Origin of the sequence: Enterococcus sp. DIV1337a (assembly GCF_051712285.1) — a bacterium.
GTDB classification, from domain to species: Bacteria; Bacillota; Bacilli; order Lactobacillales; family Enterococcaceae; genus Enterococcus; species Enterococcus faecalis.
In genome coordinates this window covers 1-17,289 of the sequence record NZ_JBIOOP010000001.1, presented here as the reverse complement: position 1 = coordinate 17,289, position 17,289 = coordinate 1, and the positions used below count along the sequence as shown (strand labels likewise).

Below are 17,289 nucleotides of genomic sequence, written 5' to 3'. Positions count from 1 at the left end.
CTTCTCTATTTTTTATTTTCTTTTTTCACCAAAAGAAAACACAGCAATACAACCTATTCCAGTATGACTAGTAATGGTGGGTCCTAGAGGATAAATCAGTATCTCCTTAACCTCTATTTCTTTTTCGATTAATTCTTTGACTTTTTCCGCGTCATCTTTCGTTCCCGCATATGCAATCAATAGTGTTTGTTTCATTGGCTCTACAATGCCTTGAATCGTTTCTTGCGCAATCTTTTGCAAGGACTTGTTTCGTCCACGAGTTTTACCAACAGATGCTAATTTGCCCGCCGCATCCACGCGAATAATTGGTTTAATGTTCATTAAGCCACCAAGTGCAGCCGCTGTTTTAGAAATCCGTCCGCCACGTTCTAAATGCTTTAAATCATCTACTGTGACCCACGAATGAAGTTTCATTTTTTGCTCTTCAAGATAGGCGACAACGTCTCCTAATGAATGGCCATCTGTTTGTAATCGAATGGCTTCTCGGACTAACATCCCTTGACCTAAGCTAGCTGCTTTTGTGTCAATAATATGAATTTCTACATTATCGTACTCTTCTTTTAACATCTCCACTGATTGCAACGCACTTTGATAAGAGCCACTTAGCCCAGATGAAAAAGCTAGATATACCACCGGTAGCCCTTGCTCCACAAAAGGACGGAAAAATTCATTGTAGCGTCCCACATTAACTTGGGACGTAGTGGGCATACTTCCATTTTTAATAGCCGTTAAGAAGTTCTGATAATCAAACGTTTCACCTAAATCATCGCGATATTCTTTCCCGTCAATTTGAATATTCATGCTAATAAAAGGTACTTGTTTTTCTTTTAAGTATGTATACGGCAAGTCACAACAAGAATCTGTCACTAATTGATAATTCACGGACAATTGCCCCCTTCATGTTTTCTTTTATTTTACCATAGTTTTTCATTTTTATATAAAATTAAAAAAGAACGTAAAGGCTGAATTGGCATAAGCCATCCTTTACGTTCCCTTAAAAATCTGCTTAAATTTGTGCCCAAACGCTTTCTAAAACGTTCGTTTGGTTACGGTCTGGACCTACAGAGAATGTTGAAATGCGCACACCAACTAATTCTGAAATCCGATGCACATAGTTGCGAGCATTAGCGGGTAAATCGGCTAGAGTTTTGCAACCAGTGATATCTTCAGACCAACCTGGTAATTCTTCATAAACTGGTTTACAGCGGCTTAATTCTTTCAAGCTTGCTGGATAATGATAAATTAATTCACCATCAAGTTCATAAGCTGTACAAATTTTCACCGTTTCTAAACCACTTAACACGTCAATCGAGTTTAATGACAAGTTTGTAATCCCTGATACACGTTTTGAATGACGCATAACTACTGAATCAAACCAACCGACCCGACGCGGACGTCCTGTTGTTGTTCCGTATTCTTTACCGACACGACGAATGGTTTCTCCTGTTTCATCAAATAATTCTGTTGGGAATGGGCCGTCACCGACACGTGAAGTGTACGCTTTGCAGACACCAACCACTTTATTAATTTTTGATGGACCAACGCCACTACCGATAGTTACGCCACCAGCTACTGGATTAGAAGAAGTAACAAATGGATAGGTTCCCTGATCGATATCCAACATGACACCTTGTGCCCCTTCAAATAAAACCCGTTTTCCAGCATCTAATGCATCATTTAAAATAACCGAAGTATCTGTAACATATTGTTTAATTTGTTGTCCGTATTCATAGTATTCTTCAAAAATATCATCAAATTCAATGGCTTCGCTATCAAACATTTTCACGAATTGACGATTTTTTTCTTCTAAGTTAATTTGCAAACGTTCCGCAAAAATTTCTTTATCCAATAAATCAGCGATACGGATTCCCACCCGTGCTGCTTTATCCATGTAGGCTGGGCCAATTCCTTTAATCGTTGTCCCAATTTTATTTTCACCTTTCGCATCTTCTTGCAATTGATCTAATTTAATATGATACGGCAAGATGACATGGGCCCGATCTGAAATACGTAAATTATCAGTGGCAACATTATTTTCTTTTAAATAAGCTAATTCTTTTACTAAAGATTTTGGATTCACAACTACGCCATTACCAATTACACTAATTTTTTCTTTATAGAAAATCCCTGAAGGAATTAAATGTAATTTATACGTTACGCCGTCGAATTTAATGGTATGTCCGGCGTTATCTCCGCCTTGGTAACGAGCGATCACTTCTGCGTTTTCACTTAGAAAGTCTGTAATTTTTCCTTTACCTTCGTCGCCCCATTGCGTTCCAACAACTACTACTGATGACATTCGAACACCTCGTTCATAATTTTTTTGTCCTGAATCATTGTACCAATAAAACCAGTCCCTTTCAAGGGTAAAAATCGAATATTGTTTCACAATCAAAAGCGTTTCTGTCGAAAATACGAACATTTTTAGTTGCGTTTTTGTAAAACAATAAAATATACGAATATTGTTCGTGTTTTACTCTCTGGTTTTAATCCCTTAGTCATTAAAAAAACGAACTCAAAAAATGAGTTCTTTTTTTTAAAATTCTGTCCTCGGCGAAAGCGAAGAAAATTTATTATATTCTTTAATGAAAAGTAATTCGACCGTTCCACGCGCACCACTACGGTTTTTCTCAATGATAACTTCTACAACATTGTCAACTTCTGGTGGCTCATGATCGCCGTCCTCTCCCTCACCACGATCATAGTAATCATCACGATAAAGAAAGGCAACGATATCGGCATCTTGCTCAATGGATCCTGATTCACGAATATCACTTAACACAGGACGTTTATCTTGACGTTGTTCCACGCCACGAGAAAGCTGGGACAAAGCGATAACCGGGACTTTTAATTCTTTCGCTAATTTTTTTAATTGACGTGAAATATCAGAAACCTCCTGTTGGCGGTTCTCTTTTCCAGTTCCTTCAATCAGTTGTAGGTAGTCGATCAAAATTAGCCCTAGGTTGCCTTTTTCTTGTGCTAATTTACGACATTTCGCACGAATTTCGGTAATTTTAATCCCTGGTGTGTCATCAATATAGATATTCGCACGGGACAAACTACCCATCGCAATAATTAAGTTTTGCCATTCTTCTTCAGATAATTGCCCTGTTCTTAAATGGCTGGCCTCAATGGATCCTTCTGCACAAAGCATCCGGTTCACTAATGATTCTGCCCCCATTTCTAAACTAAAAATAGCGACAGCTTTATCTGTTTTGGTGCCGACATTTTGGGCAATATTTAAAGCAAAAGCGGTTTTCCCTACCGCTGGACGGGCCGCTAAAATAATTAGCTCTTCCGCTTGCAAGCCGGCAGTCATTTTATCCAACGCTTGATAGCCTGTAGGTAAACCAGTAATCTCTTCATCATTTTGGTATAATTGGTCAATATTGGCAATAGTTGTATTTAGAACATCTGAAATTGATAAAAAGCCACTACGATTCCGCTTTTCGGAGACTTCTAAAATGCTTCGTTCTGCATCATCCAAAATAGATTCAACATCTTCACCTTGCTCAAAGCCTTTAGTTACAATCTCTGTAGCAGTTTGGATTAAGTTGCGCAGCAACGATTTTTGTTCAACAATTTTTGCATAATAAATGACATTGGCAGCTGTCGGTACAGCTAAAGCTAAATCTGACAGATAACTTAGTCCACCAACATCTTCTAACAAATTCTCTTGTTCTAGGCGATCTTTGATTGTTACCACATCAATCGCTTCATTTCGGTCGCTTAAGGTCATCATCGTTTGGAAAATCAACTGATGACTACGACGATAGAAATCTTTAGGTTCCACATATTCCATCGCTTCTATTAGCACATCTGCATCTAAGAAAATAGAACCTAAAATGGCTTGTTCCGCTTCAATATTTTGTGGCGGTACCCTATCTTGCAATAATTCATTCATTTTGTTCTCTCCCACGATGTCTTACTTTCTGGTTCATTTAGTCTATCCATTTTAACACAATTTCATTAAAAAAAGTACATTTTTTCTCTACCGATTTCTCTATCTTTAGTTCACTTTTTAAATTTTCAAAAACATATAAATAATTAAAATATAATTCTTTGGTTAATTTAAAATGTTATATATTTTATTTTCGAACAACCGTAAAATAAATTTAATAATTAATTTAATATAAAAAAGAAGCCGGAGGAATCGGCTTCTTTTTTATCGATTATATTATTCCGCTACGACATGAACCTTAATTTTCGCTGTAACTTCATGATGTAGTTTAACCGGCACGTTAGTGTAACCTAGAGAACGGATTGGATTAGCTAATTCAATTTTGCGTTTATCCAATTTTACATTGTATTGTTTGTTTAAGGCTTCTGCAATTTGTTTTGAAGGAATTGAGCCAAATAAACGGCTGTCTTCCCCAGCTTTTGCCTTGATTTCTACAACAGTTTTTTCATCTTCTAAAAAGGCTTGCATTTCTTTTGCTTGTGCTAATATTTCTGCTTCATGTTTTTCTTGAGCTTTCTTTTGACCCGCTAACGCACTCATGCTTCCTTTGTTGGCTTCTTTTGCATAACCGTTTTTAATTAAAAAATTTTGGGCGTAACCAGTTGGCACTTCTTTTACGTCCCCTTTTTTTCCTTTTCCTTTAACATCTTGTAAAAAAATAACTTTCATTTCCTTCACTCCTGTTCATACATTTCATTAATATTTTGACGAATTACATCAAGTAGTTGCTCTTTTACTTCCGCTACTGTTACGTTTGATAATTGTACTGCCGCATTAGTAAAGTGACCGCCACCACCTAAATTTTCCATAATAATTTGAACATTAATTGAACCATTACTCCGAGCACTAATGCCAATCTGTTGATCCGTCCGCTTGGTAATGACAAATGCTGCATTAATCCCAGCCATAGAAAGTAATGTGTCCGCTGTTTTGGCAGCTGTCACACTATCATATTCTTTGTCTTCACTCCCTGCAACAACGACGGTATCTTTTGTGACATATTCGCTTTTAGAGATTAAATTGTTCATTTCAAGATAGCTTGTAAGATCAGAACTTAATAGATATTGTACTAAAGATGAGTCTGCTCCACAAGTTCGTAAATAACTAGCCACATCAAATGTTCGCGCCGTTGTTCGTGTATTGAAACTTTTCGTATCAACCACAATACCCGCCAACATCATGGTTGCTTCAAAGGCCTGCAGTTTGTTTGCGCTATTACTTTGGTATTCGATCAATTCTGTGACTAATTCTGAAGCAGAAGAGGCAGAGGATTCAATATAAGAAAGCAAGGGTTTTGCTGGAAATTCGTCTCCTCGTCGATGGTGATCGATGATTACTACTTTATCAAAACGCTCATAGAGCTCTTTTGAGATCGATAGAGACGGTTTATGGTAATCTACCATAACTAATAAGCTACTTTCTTTCTTGCGCTTCATGGCCTCTTTAGGACTAATAATGCACTCTTCTAATTCTGGGTACTCTTTAATCGCCTCTAGCACTCTTTTGACATCGGGAATGATTTCATTTTCATCTAAAACAATCCATGCTTTTCGATTATTAAACGAAGCTAAACGAGCAACCCCAAATGCTGAACCTAACGCATCCATATCTGGATAACGATGACCCATAATGTAGATGTCAGCGGATTCCGCAATAATTCCTTTAATTGCCATGCTCATTGCGCGAGAACGCACTTGAGAACGTTTAGTCGTTACTGCCGTTTTCCCACCAAAAAATAACGGCTTCGCTTCATCTTTGGCTTCTTTTACAACCACTTGGTCGCCGCCACGAACTAAAGCTGTATCTAGGTTCGTTTGAGCCGTGGTCCCGGTTTGATCTAATGTTGCCCCCCCATAAGCAATACCCATACTTAACGTAATGGCTACTTCATGGTTAGCTGATTCCTTACGGATAGTATCCAAAATAGAAAATTTTTCGTCCATCATTTTTTGAATATCTTCCCATTGAGCAATGAAAAAATAACGTTCTGCGTTGATCCGCTTATAAAAAACTTTGTATTGGTCCATCCAATCAGAAACCATCGTCGTAATGAAACTATTCAAATAAGAAATTTCTTTCTCATCCATTGTATCGGTGACATCATCATAATTATCGACAGACACAATGCCAATAGCCGTTTGCATTTCGACTTTTTCTTGATACAAATTACTTTCTTTAGTGATATCTTCAAAAGTAATTGTATGTTGTTCTTTATTGACGCTAAAGCGATAGGTATTTTCGTCAATCGTAAAGATATCTTGGTTTCGTTCTGCTAATTCTAAATAAGACGTAACTTGGCTAGCGGTTAACGTTAGCTGATTGTCTTTATTAAAAATAGAAGCAGCATAAGGATTAAGCCATTCTACCGCACGTGTTTCCCCGTTATACGTAATAATCCCCACAGGTACTTCATTTACAACATAATCCAACGATTGTTCAGCAATGGAACTTGCTTCTTGAATCTTTTCTACATTCGTAATTTCTACATCTCTAATCAACAGCCGAATAACCACTAAGAGAAAGATATCTAATGCGATAATCACCGCTAATAGCAGCCATTTATTTGTTAGTAAGAAATAGAGGAGAAATTCTACTAAGAGAAGCCCCACAACAATTAAGAAACCGTTTTTTTGAATTCTCTTCTTTTGCATTTTTTTGCCTCCAATCTTTCTGCAGACCTTTGAGGCGACTTGTTCCAACGAGCATATTGCTCTGGTGATTCACTAGTTATTTCATCCTTTATTTTATCACAAAACACTTCATTCTGCGAACCTTGTTATGTTTCACGTGAAACACTAGTCAAGATAAAAAAGAACCAAAGAGCAAGCTCTTTGGTTCTGGAAATTGTCATAAAATTATTGTTCGTCACTAACGAATGGTAATAATCCCATGATACGTGCGCGTTTAATAGCAATCGTTAATTTACGTTGGTTTTTAGCGCCAGTACCTGTAACACGACGTGGTAAAATTTTGCCACGTTCTGAAATGAATCGTTTTAACAATTCAGTATCTTTATAATCGATGTATTCGATGTGGTTTGCTGCGATGTAGTCGACTTTACGACGTTTACGTCCGCCTCTTCTTTGTTGTGCCATTCTTGTTCCCTCCTATCAAATTCGTTTAGAATGGTAAATCATCATCTGAAATGTCGATAGATGAACCTGAGCCACCAAATGGATCAGAATCTTTATCGAAATCAGGCATACCGTTATTGTTTTGCGACTGAGAAGATGATGGATTGAAACTATTGTTGTTGTTATTAAATCCAGAACCGGCATTGTTATTACCAAAGCTACGATTTTGTGATTGATAACCATTTTCGTTGTTATTAAAGCTACCGCCGCCAGTTCCTCTTTGCTCTGAAGCAGAACGAGATTCTAACAATTGGAAGTTTTCACAAACCACTTCAGTTACGTAGACACGTTGACCTTGTTGGTTCTCGTAATTACGAGTTTGAATTCTTCCGACAACACCTAATAATGTACCTTTACGGGCATAATTAGCCATTGTTTCTGCGGGTTTACGCCAAATCACACAGTTGATAAAGTCTGCTTCACGGTCACCATTTTGATTCGTAAAGTTACGATTTACAGCAAGTGTAAAGGTCGCAACAGCTGAACCACTAGCGGTGTAACGTAAGTCAGGATCTTTTGTCAATCTTCCGACTAATACAACGTTATTAATCATTCAAAACATCTCCTTTCGTCAATAAATGTTTCATGTGAAACAAATTATGCTTCTACCTTCACGATCATATGACGAATAATATCGTCATTGATTTTTGCTAAACGATCAAACTCATTGATTGCGCCAGCTGTTGATGGAGAAGTAACGTTAACGATATGATAGATGCCTTCACGGAATCCGTTCATTTCATATGCTAAGCGGCGTTTTTCCCAATCTTTAGATTCGATAACTTCTGCTCCGTTATCTTTTAAGATTGTGTCGAAACGTTCTACTAAAGCAGTTTTTGCTTCTTCATCAATGTTCGGACGAATAATGTACATGATTTCATACTTCGTATCTTGACTCATTGATTTTCACCTCCCTATGGACTTCAAGGCTCTTAGTTGGCTAAGAGCAAGGAGAACATACCTAAAAAGGTAGTTCACAATCTCTAATTATATGCTAATTGATGGACAAAAGCAAGAAATAGTTTTGAAAAGCCCCAATAAAAAAGTTTCGCCAACTGGCGAAACTTTTTTATGTTATTCTTCTGTTTCTACTGTTGTTTCATTTTCTGTTGTTTCTACAACTTCTACGATTTCTTCTTCCACTTCTTCTGGTTCTACAACAGCCATTGTTACCACTTTGGCGCCATCTTCCATTCTCATTAAACGAACCCCTAATGTTGCGCGTCCTGTTTGAGAAACAGAATCAACGTTAAAGCGGATAATGACACCTTTGTTCGTGATTAATAAGATATCTTCATCCCCATTGACCGTGGTTAAACCAGCTAATGGACCATTTTTCTCAGTGATATTTGCTGTCTTAATCCCTTTACCGCCACGTCCTTTAACTGGATATTCAGAAGCTTTTGTACGCTTACCATAACCATTTTCAGTAATGACTAGGACTTCTTTATTTTCATCCAGAATCGCTGCGCCGACCACATAATCATTTTCGCGGAGACGGATTCCACGAACACCTGATGCTGTCCGGCCCATATCACGTACAGTAGTTTCATCAAATGTGACAGAGTATCCTGCATGTGTTCCGATAATCATCTTCTGATTGCCATTAGTCGTTACCACGTTAACTAACTCATCATCTTCTTTTAAGCTAATGGCGATTAATCCATTACTACGGATATTAGAAAAGGCTGTTACGGCTGTCCGTTTGACGGTTCCTTTTAAGGTTGTGAAGAATAAGTATTTACCTGCTTCCGCTTTGCCCTCAACAGAAATAATCGCTTGAATTTTTTCTGCAGAATCAATTCCCAGTAAGTTAATCACTGGAATTCCTTTTGCTGTTCTACCGTATTCAGGGATTTCGTAACCTTTTGCTCGGTAAACTTTCCCAGTGTTCGTAAAGAATAATAACGTGTCGTGTGTTGAACAAGAAACTAGGTTTTTCACGAAGTCATCATCATGAACGCCCATGCCTTGAACACCACGTCCACCGCGGCGTTGCGCCCGGAATTCGGAGTTTGCCATCCGCTTAATGTAGCCGTTATTGGTTAACGTAATCACGACTTCTTCTTCTTCGATTAGATCTTCATCTTCAAGACTTAGGACTTCACCTACTAATAATTCTGTGCGTCGTGCATCACCAAATTTTGTGCGAACGTCATTTAACTCTGTTTTAATGATTTCAATGACGCGTTCTGGGCGGGCTAAAATGTCCTCTAAGTCCGCAATGAATTTCAATAGCTCTTGATATTCATTCTCAATTTTGTCGCGTTCTAAACCTGTTAAACGGCGTAAACGCATATCTAAAATCGCTTGCGCTTGACGATCTGAAAATTCAAAGCGTTCAATTAACGTTGCTTTTGCTTCGTCATCTGATTGTGACCCACGGATAATGGCAATGATTTCATCGATATGATCTAAGGCAATTCGTAGACCTTCTAAAATATGCGCCCGTGCTTCTGCTTTGTTTTTGTCAAAAATCGTCCGGCGAGTAATGACTTCTTTTTGGTGCTCGATGTAATTTTCTAAAATACGTTTCAAACTTAAAATTTTCGGTACGCCTTTTTCGATGGCTAACATGTTAAAACCAAAAGATGTTTGTAAGGCAGTCATTTTGTATAAGTTGTTTAACACAACAGAGGCACTCACATCTCGACGAACATCGATGACGATCCGCATGCCTTCACGAGAAGATTCATCCCGCAAATCAGTAATTCCTTCAATTCGTTTATCTCTGTGTAATTCAGAAATTCGTTCGATTAATTTGGCTTTATTCACCATATAAGGCAATTCAGTTACTAAAATACGTTCTTTTCCATTCGGCATTTCAGTCAATTCAACTTTTGCACGAACAGTAATCGAACCTTTCCCTGTTTCATATGCTCGGCGAATCCCTGATTTCCCCATCACTAAACCGCCTGTTGGAAAGTCTGGTCCAGGTAACACTTCCATCAATTCATTCGTCGTTACATCAGGATTGTCCATCAATAAACTTGTTGCATCAATCACTTCACTTAAATTGTGTGGCGGGATATTTGTTGCCATCCCCACCGCAATCCCCGTTGTTCCGTTAACTAGTAAGTTTGGAAAACGAGCAGGTAAAACTACTGGTTCTTGTTCTGAATCATCATAGTTTCCTTGGAAATCGACTGTATTTTTGTTAATATCTCGTAGCATTTCTAAAGCAATTTTACTCATACGTGCTTCGGTATAACGCATAGCGGCAGCGCCGTCACCATCGACAGAACCGAAGTTTCCGTGGCCGTCAACTAACATCGCCCGATAACTAAAAGGTTGTGCCATCCGCACCATTGATTCGTAAATTGCACTGTCCCCATGGGGGTGATATTTACCCATAACATCCCCAACAATCCGGGCTGATTTTTTGTGTGGTTTATCAGGGGTTACCCCTAATTCGTTCATTCCATATAAGATTCGGCGATGAACAGGTTTTAAACCGTCACGAACGTCAGGTAACGCGCGGGCTACGATAACACTCATTGCGTAGTCAATGAAAGATTCTTTCATTTCGCTGGTCAGATTGACGTCTTGAATGTTTTCTTTAATTTCTTCACTCATGAATTTTTTCCCCTCTAAATATATGTTCTAGCGTCTCTTACAACGTTGCGACACATTAAATATCCAAGTTTTTCACGTAATGGGCATTTTCTTCGATAAACGCACGACGTGGTTCCACACGATCGCCCATTAGCATTTCAAAAATTTGGTCAGCTTCAATGGCATCATCGACACTCACTCGCGCCATTAATCGTTTTTCTGGGTCCATTGTTGTTTCCCAAAGTTGGTGATCATCCATTTCACCCAAACCTTTGTAACGTTGGACACTTGGTTTTGGTGAAGCAGGTAATTCTTCTAACACTTTTGCTAGTTCCTCTTCAGCATGTTTGCCCGGTTGAACATAGGTGATGTTTTTCCCTTGTTTCACGCCATATAGTGGTGGTTGGGCAATATACACATAACCAGCTTCAACAATTGGACGCATGAAGCGATAGAACAAGGTTAATAACAACGTTCGAATATGCGCACCATCGACATCGGCATCGGTCATAATCACTAGTTTATGATAACGTGCTTTAGAAACATCGAAATCTTCGCCGAAGCCTGTTCCCATCGCTGTAAATAATGACCGAATTTCTTCATTGGCCAAAATTTTATCCATGCTGGCTTTCTCAACATTCAAGATTTTCCCACGAATTGGTAAAATGGCTTGAAATTCACGGCTACGTCCTTGTTTTGCTGAACCGCCGGCCGAATCTCCTTCGACGATAAATAATTCGCATTTTTCCGGATCTTTACTTGAGCAATCAGCCAGCTTCCCTGGCAAGTTGCTAATTTCTAAAGCGCCTTTACGACGGGTTACTTCACGGGCCCGTTTTGCTGCTAAACGAGCTTTAGAGGCCAACATCCCTTTTTCGACAATTTGTTTGCCGACTGTTGGGTTTTCCATCAAGAATTTTGTAAAGTATTCTGAGAATAGACGATCCGTAACGGTCCGTACTTCTGAGTTTCCTAGTTTCGTTTTGGTTTGTCCTTCAAACTGAGGATCTGGGTGTTTGATGGAAACCACTGCGGTTAAGCCTTCACGAACATCTTCCCCAGTTAATTTTTCATCGTTTTCTTTCATCAATTTTTGTTTACGTGCATAATCATTAATCACACGTGTTAAAGAAGTTTTAAAACCAGATTCATGCGTTCCGCCTTCATAGGTATGAATATTGTTGGCAAAACTTAAGATATTTGAGTGATAGCCGTCTGTATACTGCATTGACACTTCCACTGTAATATCTTGTTGCTCACCTTCAATGAAGATTGGCTCTGGGAAAATAACGTCTTTGTTGGCATTTAAATGCTCAACATAACTCTTAATCCCGCCTTCATAGTGATACTCTTTTTTATCTTCTTGTCCTTCACGTCGGTCTTCAATTGAAATGTGTAAGCCTCGATTTAAAAAGGCTAATTCACGCACCCGTGTTGCTAATTTATCAAAATCATAAACGGTTGTTTCTGTAAAAATTTCAGGATCTGGAATAAAGTGAACAGTGGTGCCATGACGATCCGTTTCTTCGATAACTTTTAGGTCATCAACAACCGCACCACGACGATATTCTTGGTAATACACTTTGCCATCTTTATAAACACGAACATCTAAACTGGTCGATAAAGCATTAACAACAGAGGAACCAACACCGTGCAAGCCCCCTGATACTTTATAGCCGCCACCGCCAAATTTCCCGCCGGCATGTAGCACTGTAAAAACTGTTTCAACAGCTGGGCGGCCTGTTTTGGCTTGAATCCCGACTGGAATTCCACGACCATCATCGATAACAGTAATACTATCGTCTGGTTCGATAATTACTTGAATTGATTTAGCAAATCCTGCTAAGGCTTCGTCAATAGAGTTGTCAACGATTTCCCATACTAAGTGGTGTAACCCTTCGCCACTAGTAGAACCTATGTACATACCAGGACGTTTCCGGACAGCTTCTAAGCCCTCCAAAACTTGAATCTGACTAGCGTCATATTCTTGCGCACGTTCTCTCATGTTTTTTTCTTCTTCTGTCATGTCGCTGAATTCCTTTCTATCTTGCCTTGTTGAACATAAAAAATATCTGGTTCAACTGTTAGCTTGTCTTTTATGTGATCTAAACTAGTTGTCGTTAAGAACGTTTGAACTTTACCTTCAATCGTTTCTAACAAGTGAATTTGACGTTCATTATCTAATTCACTCATGACATCATCTAGTAATAACACAGGATATTCTCCTGTTTCTGAATGCATCAAATCAATCTCTGCCAATTTAATACTTAAAGCTGTCGTTCGCTGTTGACCTTGTGAGCCATACGTTTGAACATTTTGACCATTGACAATAAATAGCAAATCGTCACGATGAGGGCCTAAAAAAGTATTCGCTTTAAACAATTCACGTTTACGATTGTTCATTAATTGTTGGAGCAATTGATTTTGAAGTGCTTCTAAGGAAAGATCCGTGTTGTCAATTGGGATGCTTGATGCGTAGTCAATGGTGAGCGTTTCGCGTCCATGACTAATTTTTTGATGGAGTAAGTTTGCCCAGTGCTCTAATTTTTTAAGAAAACCTAACCGAGCGTATAGAACTTTCCCGCCAAATTCAGCTAGCTGCTCTGTCAAAATATCTAGATAAACAGCATCTGTCTGTTTCTTTTCAGCTAGTTGTTTTAGGTATTGGTTCCGTTGTTTTAAAACAGACTGATATTGGACAAGATCATAAAGATAAATAGGACTCACTTGTCCGAGTTCCATGTCAATAAATTTCCGGCGGACTTGGGGTGAGCCTTTCACCAAAGATAAATCTTCTGGAGCAAATAAAATAACATTCAGTTGCCCAATGTACGCACTGAGCCTTTTTTGCTCAATGTGGTTAACCTTGGTTTTACGTCCTTTGTTGGAAATTAAAATTTCCAATGGTACGGTGCCTGTCTTTTTTTCAACCACACCGCTAATTTTAGCTGCTGCTTGTTCCCAGCCAATTAATTCTTTTTCATTGCTGGTTCGATGACTTCGTGTCATTGCTAGAACATAAATGCTTTCTAACAAGTTGGTTTTTCCTTGGGCGTTTTCGCCTAAAAAAAGATTTAACGTTTTTGGAAAATCTAAGCTGACTGTTTCATAATTACGATAATGCTGAAGTGTCAGCTCATTCAGCCGCATCGTCGGACTCGTTTCCGTTTTTCACCATAAAAAAAGTACCTTCTTCAGGTAGCTCAATCATCATGCCCGCATAAAGTTTCCGTCCGCGACGATTTTCCAACTCGCCATCAACAAACACGCTATTGTCTGCCAAATACCATTTGGCTTGGCCGCCACTACCAATGACGTTGATTTCTTTAAGAAACTGACCAAGCGTTATATACTCAGTTGCTAAAACAAACGTTTTTTTCAATGTGCATCCCTCTTTTTTCTAATACGTTCTCATATATATTATACCCTTTTTCATAAGAGAAAACAAATTTATCTGTCTAATTTTCATTCTAAGCAATTTTAATTCTAAATGACCGAAAATATTATTAGGATAAAAAAACTCTTAAAAAGCATTTTAAAACGGAAATTGATATTTTCTTGAGAAAAAAGGGGCCTGATTTTGCAAAAATGACGAGTATCATTTAACTAAAAAAACAATTAGGGGTAACTCAAAGACAAAAGAAGAGGGCGCGCAATGAAGAAAAGTAGCTTGTAGAGGTCTGAGCGTCGTTTTAAGCAATGCTAACTTCTTCCGCTAGGAAATATTCATAAAAAAATGAACAGCTCTTAAACGAAAAATTAAAGGGCTTTTTTCTTTATCCACGAAAAAAAAAGGCAGAATTTATTCGTCAAATGATAGTTCAAACATTCACAATCATATTAGCGTAAAAGCTATTCTAGTTTTAAAAAGCTTATCTAGCAGCGTTTATCGGCTTTAAATAGACGACAAAAAAGAACCTTCGGCGATCATAGTGATTTTCCGAAGGTCTTTTTTAAACATGATTAATTTGTACGAACCGGTGTAATTAGTTGAATGAAATCTAGTTCTGTTTCGGTTGGCTCCAATGTAAACGGACGAATTGGAGAAAGGAATTTCACGGTAATATTCATATCGCCAAACGCTCGCAACGCATCTTTCATATAATCTGGGTTGAAAGAAATATCCAACGCTTCACCAGAAACATTTTCATAGTTTAAAGCTTCTTCGACTTTTCCAATTTCAGGTGAATTTCCATATAAAACAACAGAATCTGGTGAAATTGAAAGGCGAACAATATTGTTACGTCCTTCATGAGAAAGTAAAGAGGCACGTTCGATTGCTGAAAGCAATTCTGGTACATAAAATTCAATTTGCGTGTTATGACTAGTTGGAATTAAACGGTTGGTATCAGGATAATTTCCTTCTAACAAACGAGAATAGAAGTACATTGTTTCTGTTTTAAATAGCACTTGGTTTTCCATAATGCTGATTTCAACCATTTCTTCTTCATTGGTTAATGAACGAGAAAGTTCAGTTAAACTTTTTCCTGGAATTACAATGTTAAAGTCTTCTACTGCTTGTTCTGTCGGGATCACACGTTGACTTAAACGATGTGAATCTGTCGCAACGGCAAGTAATTTTTGATTTTCTAAAATAAAGTGGACCCCAGTTAAAATTGGACGACTTTCGTGCATCGATACAGCAAAACCTGTTTCACTAATAATTTTTGTCAATAAATGAACAGGTAATTTCATTTGGTTTTGAGTATCAATTACTGGTAAGTGCGGATAATTGTCAGCATCTAATCCATTAACCGTAAAATCAGCTTTTCCTGAAGTAATTGCAACTTGATTGTTATCTAGAACTTCCATTGTGAACATATCTTCTGGTAATTTACGAATAATTTCGCCAAAGAAACGAGATTGTAAAACGATGCTACCTGTGCGTTCAATGGTCATTTGAGCTTTTTCATCGTCTTTACTTAAAAAACTTTCAATTGAAATATCCGCGTTACTCCCAGTAAGTGATAAGCCATCTTCTGATAAGACAATTTTAACACCCGTTAAGATTGGAATCGTTGTTTTAGAAGAAATTGCTCGTTGAACAGTTTGTAATTCTTGTAAAAAGACACTTCGTTTGACCGTTAATTTCATAATGTAAACTCCTTTTTAAGTATTTTCAATACGTTCTAATTTTGTACGCCACTGTTTTGTATATTATATATAAATAAATAATAAAAGTAATAGGGCATGTTGATTCTGTGGAAAAGTCAAAAAAGCATTGGTTTTACTAAGTTATCCACTTGTGTATAAGTTGTGGATAACTTTGTTCTTTTTTGTTTAGTTTTCCACATCCTAAGAGTTCAATAAATTTTTAATTTCACTGACTTCTTTTTGAATCGCTGGATCTTTTTCCAATAATTGCTGAATTTTTTCGTGCGCATGAATCACCGTTGTATGATCTTTGCCGCCAAATTCGGCACCAATTTTTGGCAAGGAATTGTCGGTCATTTCTCTAGCAAGATACATTGAGATTTGACGAGGAACCACAATTGTTTTCACCCGTTTTTTCCCTTTTAAATCTTTAAGAGGCACATGATAATATTTGGATACTTCTTCTTGAATTTGTAGGATGGATAATTGATTTTTACTACCAACTGATTTTAGAGATTTCAAGGCGTCCGCCGCTAAACTAGTGGTAATATCTTCTCCATTAATAGTTGCAAAGGCTTGAACGCGGACCAAAGCACCCTCTAATTCACGGATGTTGGAATCAATTTGACCAGCGATATAACTTAGTGTATCATCCGGAATTTCTAAACGCTCGGCATCTGCTTTTTTGCGCAAAATTGCAATCCGTGTTTCTAAATCAGGCGGAGTGATATCGACAGACAAACCCCAAGCAAAGCGAGAAACTAATCGTTCAGGTAATTTTGGAATATCATTCGGCGGGCGATCACTTGTTAAAACAATTTGTTTATTTTCATTGTAAAGATCGTTAAAGGTATGGAAAAATTCTTCCAATGTTGCTTCTTTTTCCGCCAAAAATTGAATATCATCGACTAATAATAAGTCAACATTGCGATATTCTTTCCGAAATTGTTCGGATGTCTTTGTTTGAATTGAGTTGATAAATTCATTCGTAAACGTTTCGCTACTAACATATTTGACTTTGGCATCTGGTTGATTCACTAACATTTGATGACCAATGGCATGCATCAAATGGGTTTTCCCTAACCCTACACCACCATAGAAGAAGAGGGGATTGTAAATCGAACCAGGATCCTCGGCAACAACAAGCGCTGCAGCGTGAGCCATCTGATTTCCTTTACCAATAACGAAGGTGTCAAAAGTGTACTTAGGATTAAGCATCGCTTTTTTACTTTGTTCACTAAAAACAACTTCTTCTTTGGCAGGTTCTTCGAGTTCTTGTGCCAGTGCTGTGTCTTTTTCATCGGCAACAACAAAATGGGGCATCACTTCTGCACCGGTCAATTTAAATCCAGTTTCGACAATTTTTGCCGAAAGATTTTTTTCCCAGTAATCACGATGAACCGCAGAAGGGACTTCTAGCCACAATTGATTGTTGTCTAATTTCAAAGGGCGTGTGGTTTTAATCCAAGCATCAAAACTTGGCGCCGACAAAATCGCTTGATAGGCTTCTTCAAGGCTATGCCAAAAACTTTCCACGTCGGGCAT

At 38.0% G+C, this 17,289-nt stretch carries 14 protein-coding genes; all 14 read right to left on the bottom strand.

Going from position 1 to position 17,289, the window contains the following annotated elements:
* Positions 1-12 precede the first annotated feature (12 nt).
* The 14 genes from IGL49_RS00070 to dnaA all read right to left on the bottom strand — a co-directional run bounded on the left by IGL49_RS00070 (position 13) and on the right by dnaA (position 17,289).
* A complete protein-coding gene (locus IGL49_RS00070; RefSeq protein WP_104853909.1) occupies positions 13-882 on the bottom strand; it encodes a DegV family protein in 870 nt (289 codons plus the stop codon).
* A 124-nt stretch (positions 883-1,006) separates the two neighbouring features.
* Positions 1,007-2,299, bottom strand: a complete 1,293-nt coding sequence (locus tag IGL49_RS00065; RefSeq protein ID WP_002359213.1) for an adenylosuccinate synthase — start codon at positions 2,297-2,299, stop codon at positions 1,007-1,009.
* A gap of 237 nt (positions 2,300-2,536) precedes the next feature.
* Positions 2,537-3,904 (bottom strand): replicative DNA helicase, encoded by a 1,368-nt coding sequence (gene dnaB / locus IGL49_RS00060; protein WP_104853908.1) that lies wholly within the window; start codon positions 3,902-3,904, stop codon positions 2,537-2,539.
* Between the two features lie 273 nt (positions 3,905-4,177).
* A complete protein-coding gene (rplI, locus tag IGL49_RS00055; protein ID WP_104853907.1) occupies positions 4,178-4,630 on the bottom strand; it encodes a 50S ribosomal protein L9 in 453 nt (150 codons plus the stop codon).
* Between the two features lie 5 nt (positions 4,631-4,635).
* Positions 4,636-6,660, bottom strand: a complete 2,025-nt coding sequence (locus IGL49_RS00050) for a DHH family phosphoesterase (RefSeq protein ID WP_162782671.1) — start codon at positions 6,658-6,660, stop codon at positions 4,636-4,638.
* Positions 6,661-6,816: 156 nt separating this feature from the next.
* Positions 6,817-7,056, bottom strand: coding sequence for a 30S ribosomal protein S18 (gene rpsR / locus IGL49_RS00045; RefSeq protein ID WP_002356021.1), 240 nt, complete (start codon positions 7,054-7,056; stop codon positions 6,817-6,819).
* 25 nt (positions 7,057-7,081) lie between these two features.
* Positions 7,082-7,648 (bottom strand): single-stranded DNA-binding protein, encoded by a 567-nt coding sequence (ssb, locus tag IGL49_RS00040; RefSeq protein ID WP_002364599.1) that lies wholly within the window; start codon positions 7,646-7,648, stop codon positions 7,082-7,084.
* 44 nt (positions 7,649-7,692) lie between these two features.
* Complete coding sequence (gene rpsF, locus IGL49_RS00035) at positions 7,693-7,995, bottom strand: 30S ribosomal protein S6 (protein WP_002356019.1); 303 nt, start codon at positions 7,993-7,995, stop codon at positions 7,693-7,695.
* A gap of 174 nt (positions 7,996-8,169) precedes the next feature.
* A complete protein-coding gene (gyrA, locus tag IGL49_RS00030; protein WP_104853905.1) occupies positions 8,170-10,671 on the bottom strand; it encodes a DNA gyrase subunit A in 2,502 nt (833 codons plus the stop codon).
* A 55-nt stretch (positions 10,672-10,726) separates the two neighbouring features.
* A complete protein-coding gene (gene gyrB / locus IGL49_RS00025) occupies positions 10,727-12,676 on the bottom strand; it encodes a DNA topoisomerase (ATP-hydrolyzing) subunit B (RefSeq protein ID WP_002359210.1) in 1,950 nt (649 codons plus the stop codon).
* Positions 12,673-13,800 (bottom strand): DNA replication/repair protein RecF, encoded by a 1,128-nt coding sequence (recF, locus tag IGL49_RS00020; protein WP_104853904.1) that lies wholly within the window; start codon positions 13,798-13,800, stop codon positions 12,673-12,675. Before recF ends, gyrB begins: the two co-directional genes overlap by 4 nt.
* Positions 13,787-14,032, bottom strand: coding sequence for a S4 domain-containing protein YaaA (gene yaaA / locus IGL49_RS00015; protein ID WP_104853903.1), 246 nt, complete (start codon positions 14,030-14,032; stop codon positions 13,787-13,789). The genes recF and yaaA overlap by 14 nt, the downstream gene beginning before the upstream one ends.
* Before the next feature lie 581 nt (positions 14,033-14,613).
* On the bottom strand, positions 14,614-15,744 hold the full coding sequence (dnaN, locus tag IGL49_RS00010) for a DNA polymerase III subunit beta (protein ID WP_002356014.1): 1,131 nt from the start codon (positions 15,742-15,744) through the stop codon (positions 14,614-14,616).
* Positions 15,745-15,945: 201 nt separating this feature from the next.
* Positions 15,946-17,289, bottom strand: coding sequence for a chromosomal replication initiator protein DnaA (gene dnaA, locus IGL49_RS00005; RefSeq protein ID WP_104853902.1), 1,344 nt, complete (start codon positions 17,287-17,289; stop codon positions 15,946-15,948).